The organism is Oribacterium sp. FC2011, assembly GCF_000701645.1.
Lineage (GTDB): Bacteria > Bacillota > Clostridia > Lachnospirales > Lachnospiraceae > Oribacterium.
Genome location: NZ_JNJM01000002.1, coordinates 174,331 through 184,467 on the forward strand (window position 1 = coordinate 174,331; position 10,137 = coordinate 184,467).

Genomic DNA, 10,137 nt, shown 5'->3' on the forward strand with positions numbered 1-10,137 from the left:
ATTCAGATGAGCTTTTTAAAGTTACAAAAGTAATACGAGAGGAACAAAATAATGAAATATATAGTAACAGGCGGTGCCGGTTTTATCGGCGGCAACTTCATGCATTTTGCTGTTAATACTTATCCCGAGGATCAGTGGATCTGCCTTGATGCACTTACCTACGCAGGAAATCTTGAGACACTTGCACCACTTGAGGGCAAGCCAAACTATAAGTTTGTAAAGGGCGATATCGCAGACAGAGAATTCATCTTCAAGCTTTTTGAAGAGGAGAAGCCTGATGTGATCATTAACTTCGCAGCAGAGTCTCACGTTGACCGGTCAGTAACAGATCCCGGAATCTTCCTTCAGACAAATGTCGGCGGAACAGTTACACTTCTTGATGCATGTAAGGAGTATGGCATCAAGCGTTATCATCAGGTATCAACCGATGAGGTTTACGGTGACCTTCCTCTTGACAGACCTGACCTCTTCTTCACAGAGGACAACAAGATCAAGGCATCTTCACCATATTCAGCATCAAAGGCATCAGCAGATCTTTTCGTAATGGCATACCACAGAACCTACGGTATCCCTACAACCATTTCAAGATGCTCAAACAACTACGGACCATATCACTTCCCTGAGAAGCTTATCCCGCTGGTTATCTCAAGAGCACTTAACGATGAGAAGATCCCTGTATACGGAAACGGTGCCAATGTCCGCGACTGGCTGTATGTAACAGACCACTGCAAGGCCATCGACCTTATCGTTCGTAACGGCAAGGTTGGCGAGGTTTACAACATCGGCGGACACAACGAGAGAACAAACCTTGAAGTAGTAAAGACCATCCTCAAGGCTCTCGGAAAACCTGAGTCACTTATCGAGTACGTTAAGGACAGACCGGGACACGACCAGAGATATGCTATGGATCCTACAAAAATGGAGACAGAGCTTGGATGGAAGCCTGAGTACACTTTCGATACAGGAATCCCTGTAACCATTGACTGGTACCTCAACAACAAGGAGTGGTGGGAGCACATCATCTCCGGTGAGTATCAGAGCTATTTTGATAAGATGTATGTTGAAGGCAAGGGACTCAGTGATAAGTGATGGTGCAGGTACGGATCGGGAAACGATTCGATGTTAATGCCTGACCACTTACATCGTGAAATAATAGAAAGTGAGTACAAAAACGTGAAAGTATTTGTTACCGGTGTCGGCGGACAGCTCGGACATGACGTTATGAACGAGCTTGCCAAAAGAGGACATGAGGGGATTGGTTCAGACATAGCTCCCGTATACAGTGGTATACAGGACGGAAGCGAGGTTACAAAGCTTCCCTATGTTTCCATGGACATCACAAACCGTGAGCAGGTGGATAAGGTTATATCAGAGATCAATCCGGATGTTATAGTACATTGCGCTGCATGGACAGCAGTGGATCTCGCAGAGGATGAAGACAAGAAGGCAAAGGTTAAGGCCATCAATGTTGACGGTGTTCAGAACATCGCGGATGTGGCAAAGAAGCTTGATGCCAAAATGATCTATATTTCAACCGATTATGTATTTAACGGTCAGGGCACAGAGCCCTGGAAGCCGGACTGCAAGGATTATGCTCCACTTAACTACTATGGTGAGACAAAGCTTGGAGGCGAGCTTGCGGTTTCAAAAACCCTTGAAAAGTACTTTATAGTACGTATCGCCTGGGTATTCGGACTTAACGGAAAGAACTTCATCAAGACCATGCTTAATGTAGGAAAGACCCACGATACGGTTCGTGTGGTTAATGATCAGATCGGTACACCTACCTATACCCTTGATCTTTCAGTACTTCTTGTGGATATGCTTGAAACCGACAAGTATGGATATTATCATGCCACAAATGAGGGCGGATATATCAGCTGGTATGATTTCACAAAGGAAATCTATAAGCAGGCAGGTCTTGCTACAGAGGTTATTCCTGTTACCACTGAGGAGTACGGTCTCAGTAAGGCAGCCCGTCCGTTTAATTCAAGACTGGATAAGTCAAAACTTGTTGAGAATGGATTTAAGCCGCTTCCAACATGGCAGGATGCATTATCAAGATATCTTGAAGCATTAAAAGATATAGAGATATGAGGATAACGGGACTGCCTTAATGGCAGTCCTTTTCTGCATTACAGAGGCACATAGTAAATATGTTGAACGGTGCCTGTATACTGTCAGAAAAAGTTCACCTGGCGGAAATTTAATATATTCAGAACTAACGCCGACTTTTATTCAGAAGGAGGATTTCTTCCTGTCGGAGTATAGAAATTAAAGGAGCTTTATATAATGGGAAAATATTTTGGAACAGACGGTTACAGAGGTGAGGCTAATGTCAATCTTACAGCGGACAGTGCATTCCGCGTAGGTAAGTTCCTTGGCTGGTACTATGGAAAAGACAAGAAGGACGGTGAAAAATGCCGTATCGTTATCGGAAAGGATACCCGTCGTTCAAGTTACATGTTCGAGTATGCCATTGCTGCAGGTATAACAGCAACTGGAGCCGATGCTTATCTTCTTCATGTAACAACTACACCATCTGTTGCTTATGTGGCACGTTCCGAGGATTTTGACTGTGCGGTTATGATCTCAGCTTCACATAATCCTTATTATGACAACGGTTTAAAGGTTATAAACGGAAACGGAGAGAAGCTTGGAGAGGATGTTATCGCTGAGATAGAAGCTTATCTTGACGGTGAAACTCCTGAGGTACCTCTGGCAACAAAGGATAAGATCGGCCGCACAGTAGACTTTGCGGCAGGAAGAAACCGTTATATAGGATATCTCATTTCACTTGCAACAAAGAGTTTCAAGGATAAGAAGGTTGCCCTCGACTGCTCAAACGGTTCCGCTTCTTCCATTGCAAAGTCCGTTTTCGATGCTCTCGGAGCAGATACCTTCGTCATCCATAACGAGCCAAACGGAACCAACATTAACGATAACTGCGGTTCAACACACATTGAGTCTCTTCAGAAGTTTGTTGTGGAAAAAGGCTGTGATGTGGGATTTGCTTATGACGGAGATGCGGACAGATGTCTTGCCGTGGATGCAGAGGGTAATCTCATTGACGGAGACCAGATCATGTATGTCTGCGGCTGTTATATGAAGGAAAAAGGACAGCTTCAGGACGACACCATCGTTACAACGGTAATGTCTAACTTCGGTCTCTACAAAGCACTGGATGCCGTAGGCATTAAGTATGAAAAGACACAGGTTGGTGACAGATTTGTTTATGAGAACATGCTGCATAATGGTTTCTCTCTCGGAGGAGAGCAGTCTGGTCACATTATCTTTATGAGACATGCAACCACCGGTGACGGTATCCTTACTTCCATAAAGGTTATGGAGACAATGCTGGCGATGAAGAAGTCCCTTAAGGATCTGGCTGCACCGTTTACCGTATTCCCTCAGCTGCTTAAGAATGTCAGAGTTGAGGACAAGGAGAAGGCACAGAAGGATCCGAAGGTTCTTGCTGCGGTTGATAAGGTTACGGAGGAGCTTGGTTCAGACGGAAGAATCCTTCTCAGAGCTTCCGGAACAGAGCCTCTTGTAAGAGTCATGGTTGAGGCGGATACCATGAAGAAATGTGAGAAATATGTATCCCAGGTTATAGATGTTATGAAAGAACTGGGTCTAGTGCTGAACGATTAATAAGGCTATAATTAAGTGGGCGGAAAATGCATTTTACGCCCACTTACGATTTATATTAGGCAAGATTTAAACCTACTGATGAATCAAATGCATAATAGTGAAGGACCAATGGCGGTTGTGGGCTTAGGTTCTTCATGCGAAAGGAATGAGATTATGTTGAATTACAAGCGTTACAGAAGATTTCCGGCATTCAAATATCCGGAAAGAACATGGGTGGACAAAGAAATCGTAGAGGCACCTGTATGGTGCTCTGTAGATCTTCGTGATGGTAACCAGGCACTGGTGGATCCGATGAGTGTTGAAGAAAAGATAGAATTCTTCCAGATGCTGGTAAAGCTTGGCTTCAAGGAAATCGAGGTTGGTTTCCCTGCCGCATCACAGATCGAGTATGATTTCCTGCGTCAGCTCATCGAGCGCAAGATGATCCCGTCAGACGTTACCGTGCAGGTACTGGTTCAGTGCCGCGCAGAGCTGCTGGAAAGAACCTTCGAGTGTCTTGCGGGTCTTGATAAGGCTATCGTTCATATCTACAATTCAACATCCATTCTTCAGAGAGATGTGGTTTTCGGAAAGTCAAAGCAGGAGATCATTGACATCGCTCTTACAGGTACACAGCTTGTAAAGAAGTATGCCAAGGATTTCCCCGGAACAATCCGTCTTGAGTATTCTCCCGAGTCCTTTACGGGAACGGAGATGGACTTTGCGGCTGAAATATGCAACGCAGTACTGGATGCCTGGGAGTGCGGAAAGGGCAGAGAAGTCATCATTAACCTGCCATCAACTGTGGAGATGAATACTCCCAATGTTTATGCCGATCAGATCGAGTATATGTGCAATCACTTAAAGCACCGTGAGCATGTTATCGTTTCCGTTCATCCTCACAATGACCGTGGGGAGGGTATTGCCTCCACAGAGCTTGCCCTTCTTGCAGGAGCAGATCGTGTTGAGGGAACACTTTTCGGAAACGGCGAGAGAACCGGTAATGTAGACATTCTCACAGTTGCCTACAATATGTTTTCACACGGTGTGGATCCAAAGCTTAATATCGAAGACATTAACCCTATAAAGGAAGTTTACGAGAGATGCACAAAGATGAGCATTCATCCGAGAGCTCCTTATGCAGGTGAGCTTGTTTTCACTGCATTTTCGGGATCCCATCAGGATGCCATCAATAAGGGCGTTAAGGCAATGAAGGACAGGGACAGTCAGATCTGGGAGGTTCCTTATCTTCCTATCGATCCTGCGGATATAGGAAGAAAGTACGAGCCTATCGTACGTATCAATTCCCAGTCCGGAAAGGGCGGAGTTGCCTTCATTATGGATTCCCAGTTTGGCTACAAGCTTCCTAAGGGAATGCAGAGAGAGTTTGCGGATTACATCCAGTTTGTTTCGGAGCAGGAGGGCGAGGTTTCACCTCAGGAGATCTTCGATATCTTCGATGCCTGCTACGTACAGACCAAGGAGCCTATCCACTTCAAGAATATACGTACAACGGATACCGAGAACGAGGGCGACGACAGTTTCACAACTCTTGCCAATGTTACTTACATGAACCGTGGTGAGATGAAGAACTTTGGTGGTGTCGGAAACGGACCTATCGATGCGGTTCTTACGGGTCTTAACCATGAGATCGGCATCAAGGCAAAGGTTATCGACTATCAGGAGCATGCTCTTGGTTCAGGTACCAATGTTAAGGCGGTATCATATATTCACCTTCTTGACATTGACACAGGAAAGACCAGCTATGGCGTGGGACTTTCTTCCAATATCACACGTTCTTCCATCAGAGCGCTCTTCAGTGCGGTTAACCGTCTGTACTTCAAGGATGTGGCTGAGGAAGCAGGAAAGAAGCGCGTAGAGCAGCGAAAGCTCAGCGGTGAGAAGCCGAAGGGACTGTTCGGGAATTCGTGAGTAGTCCGGAGCGGTCGGGCATCCATTTGAATGCGAGTCGCCTCGTCGGAAAAATCTAAAATCGGACCCCTAAGAACCACTAGGCCCTAACAAAGAAAGAATCCTTATGGATTCTTTTTTTGCGCTCAAAGCCGCGCGGCTCCCAAGATTAAAAAACAAATCTTGGGCAGCAATGTCAGATATTTTCTTTATGAAAAATCTGACTTGGCGAGGTGGCTAAGGAAAATAGAGCCAAGTGGTTCTAAGGGGTCCGATTTTGATTTTTCTCGACTCGGCTCAACGCATTCAAATGGATGCCCGACCGCTCCTAGCTGTTTATCTCCGAAAAAGATGCATTTTATGGCAATCTTGAATTAATAGTGAAATGATAGTAGTATATCAAGTGCCGAATTGCGCTTATTTGGCTATTATTAAATCTTTTTGGGAATTAATTTATGAATATAGTATATGCGACTGATGACGGTTACTGTCAGCACATGGCGGTTTCCATGGCATCATTGATCGAACATAATAAAGAAGTTGAGATCAACTTTCACGTGCTGTCCGACGGGATTTCTGAGGAAAATAAGCAGAAGGTCCGGGAGATGGCGAAATTCTATGGAAGAAAGGTTGAGTTCTATCCCATAGAAGGTCTGATGCAGGATCTGAAGGACAGGATTTATGGGCTTGATACGGGTAAGTTTCGTATCACAACACTGGCGAGACTGCTGATGGGTTCCATACTTCCGGAAACGGTTACCAAGGTTTTGTATCTGGATTGTGACACGGTTGTGCTTAGGGATATTTCGGGGCTTTATGATTTAAGGCTCAATGACGACATCGCAGCTATGGCGGCTGAGCCTACCATTTATCCTGAAGTGAAGGAGCTGGTGGGGCTGACGGAGGAGGATAACTACTATAATGCAGGTATGATCCTTCTCAATCTTTCCGCATGGAGGTCTGAGGACATGGAAACCAACTGCCTTGAGTATTACAACACCATGGGCGGAAAGCTTCCATTTAATGATCAGGACATCCTTAATCATGTGCTTAAGGGCCGTATAAAGAGAGTAGGACAAACCTACGATTTTATTACCAATTACTACTATTTCAGATACGAGACTCTGGTGGAGAAGTCCGCTGCCTACGGAAAGGGTGAGTCCAAGGAGAGCTTCAGACTCGCAAAGCATCATCCACACATAGTGCATTATGCTTCGGATGAACGCCCCTGGAACAGAGGAAACATGAATCACTACAGTCTCGCCTATGATAAATATCTAAAGCTGACACCATTTGCCGATGCAAAGAAGGTGAAGGGAAAGGAAGCTTTCATGGTTGCTTACCATGCCATGAACATTATCACCTTCCTGGCGCCTCCTGTGCGTCAGTTTATTTCGGACAAGTATTACAATGATAAAGTTAGAAAATAAGAAGATTCTTCTCATAATGCCCTATTTCTATAATTATGAGAAAGACATAAAAAGGAAACTTGAGGAAGCAGGGGCAGAGGTATTCTTAGTGGATTCCAACCTTCATGCCCACAGTCTCTATAACAAGCTGGTGATGTTTTACACAAAGGGCTTAAGGGACAGGCTGGTGTTTGATTACTATGAGGGCGTGATTTCAAAGCTGACCGAAGACATTGACACTGTTTTTGTTATAAAGGGCCAATGGATGACAGACCGGGTCATTGAGCGGCTTCGGGAAAGATTCAGGGCCGCGACTTTCAAGATTTATCAATGGGACAGCGTATCCACATTTCCGGATCAGACAAGGCTGAATCCTCAGTTTGATGAGATTTACACATTTGATCCGGTGGATTCGGAGAAGTACGGCTGGAATTACAGACCGTTATTTTTTAAGAAGGAAGAATGCCAAAGCTCAGAGGACAAGCGCTACGATCTTATATTTTTATGCTCCATGCATACGAGACGCATGCAGATTCTCATAAAGCTTAAGGAGCTTGCGGAGCGCTACGGGAAAAATCTTTTCGGGTACATTTATGTGCCGAAGCTTCAGTATATTAAAGAGGCGGTTCTTAAGAGAAATCCTTTGTATAAGGGGGCCCGGGAGGCTTTGCATTTTGATTCCCTTCCAATGGAAAAAACCAATGATATCTACAATCATACAAGGTGTTTTGTGGATTACACTTTTCCTCAGCAAAACGGTCTCAGCATGAGAACTATTGAATCGGTGGGACACAGATGCAAACTCATCACCAACAACAGGCACATTCTGGACACGGACTTCTATTGCAAGGAGAATGTTTACATTTATGACCCCGAGGACTTTTCTGTGCCGAAGGAGTTCATCGAAGAGCCCTATAAGGAAATTCCGGAAGAGGTGTATGAGAGATATAGTCTGGATGGATTCCTCAGGGATATTTTTGGAGAGATTGAATGAAGATTATTGTTACAGGTGCAAACGGATATATAGGTCAGGGGTTGGTGAAGCAGCTGCTTGATGACGGAAATCAGGTTATAGCTTCGGACTTTAAGCTTGATATCGTTGACAAAAGAGCAGAGTTAAAAGAAGCAGACCTCTTTTCTCTTGAGGATCCTTTTGAGTTTTTCGGAAGACCCGATGCCTGCTTTCATCTGGCATGGAAGAACGGTTTCGTGCACAATGATCCGTCACACATTAATGACCTGCCTAAGCATTTTGCTTTTCTTGAGAAACTTGTGGAATCAGGAATAAGCCAGCTGGCGGTAATGGGTTCCATGCATGAGATAGGTTTTTTTGAGGGCTCCATCAAGCCGGATACGCCTTGCAATCCCCAGTCTCTTTACGGTATTTCCAAAAATGCCCTTCGTCAGTCACTGGAGCTTATTTGTAAGAATAAACCTACGGTTTTACAGTGGGTGAGAGGCTACTACATCGTCGGAAATTCCGAGCATGGCTGCTCCATTTTTTCGAAGATCACTGCTGCGGAAAAGCGCGGGGACAAGGAATTTCCTTTTACCATGGGACAGAACCAGTGGGATTTCATAAACTATGACAGGTTTTGTGAAATGCTTGCGGCGGTCATCGAGCAGAAGGAGTATCAGGGTGTCATCAATGCCTGCTCCGGATTCCCTGAGAAGCTTGCCACAAGAGTTGAGGATTTCATAAAGGATATGGGCTACAGCATTAGCCTGAAATACGGGGCATTCCCGGACAGACCTTACGATAGTAAGGCGGTATGGGGAGATGACAGCGTAATCCGTAAGATAATGGAGAAGAGACGGGCTGATTCCTGACAGAATGGAATATGTGTGTCATATTCTGGCACATTGATAATAACTGATCAATTCAACATCGGCAGGTTTTCGATGATAAAAATCAGTAGTTAGCAAGTAAGAATTAAAATATAAGAAATAAGAGTTAATTGAGATAGATATGGAATCAAAAAATTCAAGTTATGAGGTCACAGTGCTTTTGTGTACCTATAATGGTGAGAATTATGTCAAACAGCAGATAGATTCTATCCTAGGGCAGAGTTATGAGGATATTAGGATCGTTGTGTCGGATGACGGATCAAATGACGGGACACTGGGAATCGTTGAAGCTTTGAAGGAAGCCAATCCCGGAAGGATAGAGATATTGGAACAGAATCCCCCTTGCGGAAGTGCACAGAAACATTTTTTGAAGCTTCTGGCAGAGGGGAAATACGGAGATTCCAAGTACATCATGCTTTCTGACCAGGACGATGTATGGAATCCGGATAAGGTTGAGAAGACCCTTAAACAGATGAAGATACTGGAGGCGGTTTACGGTGATGATAAACCAACTCTTGTACATTGTGATTCTGAGGTGGTGGATCAGGAGCTTAATCCTATCTCCCCAAGCTATGTGACTTACCAGAAAATGACTCCCGCGAGAAAGAAGCTGAATCAGCTGCTGGTTCAGAACAATGTTGTTGGCGGGGCAATGATGATAAACCGGGCTCTTGCAAAGCTTATAGACAGGGAGCCTGAGCATTGTGTCATGCATGATCAGTGGATAGCCCTTGTTGCGGCAGCCTTCGGACAGATTCGTTTCGTGCCGGAATCCCTTTATAAGTATAGGCAGCATGGGAACAATGTCCTCGGTGCTGAAAAGGGTTCCCGTATCATGGAGATTCTCGGCCGTTTCGGCATCGGCAGAAAAGATGGAAAAAGCAAGGCTGAGATGGATGAGCATTCCCGAAAGGTTTATGAGGAGATGTTTCAGCAGGCCCGGTGCTTTATGGAGATTTACGGGGACAGACTTTCGGAGAAACAGAAGGTCCTGCTGGAAAGCTTCCTGAGTATCCGGGAAAAGAGCAGGCTTGGGAAGATCATAACCATTTTGAGGTATGGGTTCACTTACAATATGGTTCACAGGACTGTGGGGGAGTGTTTCTTTATAAGGTAAGATTATCTAGGGACTCCGGAAAATGAAAGGGACGGGCGACGGCCCACGAGATTGAAAGTACATGTCTGTAAGTATGTTCTTTCAACTCACAAGCCTAGCCGCCCATCCCTTTCATTTTCCTCCGTGGTTGCGTAGGTATTAAGGTGTTGAGATTGAAATAAGAGAATCAATATGACTCAAATCAAGTAAATGCAAGAATGAGTCAATGGTTTCAATCGG

At 44.8% G+C, this 10,137-nt stretch carries 8 protein-coding genes; all 8 read left to right on the forward strand.

Going from position 1 to position 10,137, the window contains the following annotated elements; genetic code table 11:
- Positions 1-51 precede the first annotated feature (51 nt).
- The 8 genes from rfbB to T357_RS0102220 all read left to right on the forward strand — a co-directional run bounded on the left by rfbB (position 52) and on the right by T357_RS0102220 (position 9,918).
- Entirely contained in the window at positions 52-1,089 is a 1,038-nt protein-coding gene (gene rfbB / locus T357_RS0102185) for a dTDP-glucose 4,6-dehydratase (RefSeq protein ID WP_031548175.1), read from the forward strand.
- An 84-nt stretch (positions 1,090-1,173) separates the two neighbouring features.
- Positions 1,174-2,097 carry a dTDP-4-dehydrorhamnose reductase gene (rfbD, locus tag T357_RS0102190; protein WP_031548178.1) on the forward strand — a complete coding sequence of 308 codons (924 nt, stop codon included), beginning with the start codon at positions 1,174-1,176 and terminating at the stop codon, positions 2,095-2,097.
- 195 nt (positions 2,098-2,292) lie between these two features.
- The gene (glmM, locus tag T357_RS0102195; RefSeq protein WP_031548180.1) at positions 2,293-3,654 is read left to right on the forward strand and encodes a phosphoglucosamine mutase; all 1,362 of its coding nucleotides are present in this window, start codon (positions 2,293-2,295) and stop codon (positions 3,652-3,654) included.
- A gap of 153 nt (positions 3,655-3,807) precedes the next feature.
- The gene (leuA, locus tag T357_RS0102200; RefSeq protein ID WP_044915944.1) at positions 3,808-5,565 is read left to right on the forward strand and encodes a 2-isopropylmalate synthase; all 1,758 of its coding nucleotides are present in this window, start codon (positions 3,808-3,810) and stop codon (positions 5,563-5,565) included.
- Positions 5,566-5,999: 434 nt separating this feature from the next.
- Positions 6,000-6,974, forward strand: a complete 975-nt coding sequence (locus tag T357_RS0102205) for a glycosyltransferase family 8 protein (protein ID WP_031548183.1) — start codon at positions 6,000-6,002, stop codon at positions 6,972-6,974.
- Positions 6,955-7,947 carry a WaaS/CpsH family glycosyltransferase gene (locus T357_RS0102210; protein WP_031548185.1) on the forward strand — a complete coding sequence of 331 codons (993 nt, stop codon included), beginning with the start codon at positions 6,955-6,957 and terminating at the stop codon, positions 7,945-7,947. Before T357_RS0102205 ends, T357_RS0102210 begins: the two co-directional genes overlap by 20 nt.
- On the forward strand, positions 7,944-8,783 hold the full coding sequence (locus T357_RS0102215; RefSeq protein WP_031548187.1) for an NAD-dependent epimerase/dehydratase family protein: 840 nt from the start codon (positions 7,944-7,946) through the stop codon (positions 8,781-8,783). The genes T357_RS0102210 and T357_RS0102215 overlap by 4 nt, the downstream gene beginning before the upstream one ends.
- 139 nt (positions 8,784-8,922) lie before the next feature.
- On the forward strand, positions 8,923-9,918 hold the full coding sequence (locus tag T357_RS0102220; protein WP_031548189.1) for a glycosyltransferase family 2 protein: 996 nt from the start codon (positions 8,923-8,925) through the stop codon (positions 9,916-9,918).
- Positions 9,919-10,137: the final 219 nt, after the last annotated feature.

Coding starts and splice junctions, on each gene's coding strand:
- rfbB (WP_031548175.1), top strand. CDS start 52: ATGAAATATATAGTAACAGGCGGTGCCGGTTTTATCGGCGGCAACTTC.
- glmM (WP_031548180.1), top strand. CDS start 2,293: ATGGGAAAATATTTTGGAACAGACGGTTACAGAGGTGAGGCTAATGTC.
- leuA (WP_044915944.1), top strand. CDS start 3,808: ATGTTGAATTACAAGCGTTACAGAAGATTTCCGGCATTCAAATATCCG.
- T357_RS0102205 (WP_031548183.1), top strand. CDS start 6,000: ATGAATATAGTATATGCGACTGATGACGGTTACTGTCAGCACATGGCG.
- T357_RS0102210 (WP_031548185.1), top strand. CDS start 6,955: ATGATAAAGTTAGAAAATAAGAAGATTCTTCTCATAATGCCCTATTTC.
- T357_RS0102215 (WP_031548187.1), top strand. CDS start 7,944: ATGAAGATTATTGTTACAGGTGCAAACGGATATATAGGTCAGGGGTTG.
- T357_RS0102220 (WP_031548189.1), top strand. CDS start 8,923: ATGGAATCAAAAAATTCAAGTTATGAGGTCACAGTGCTTTTGTGTACC.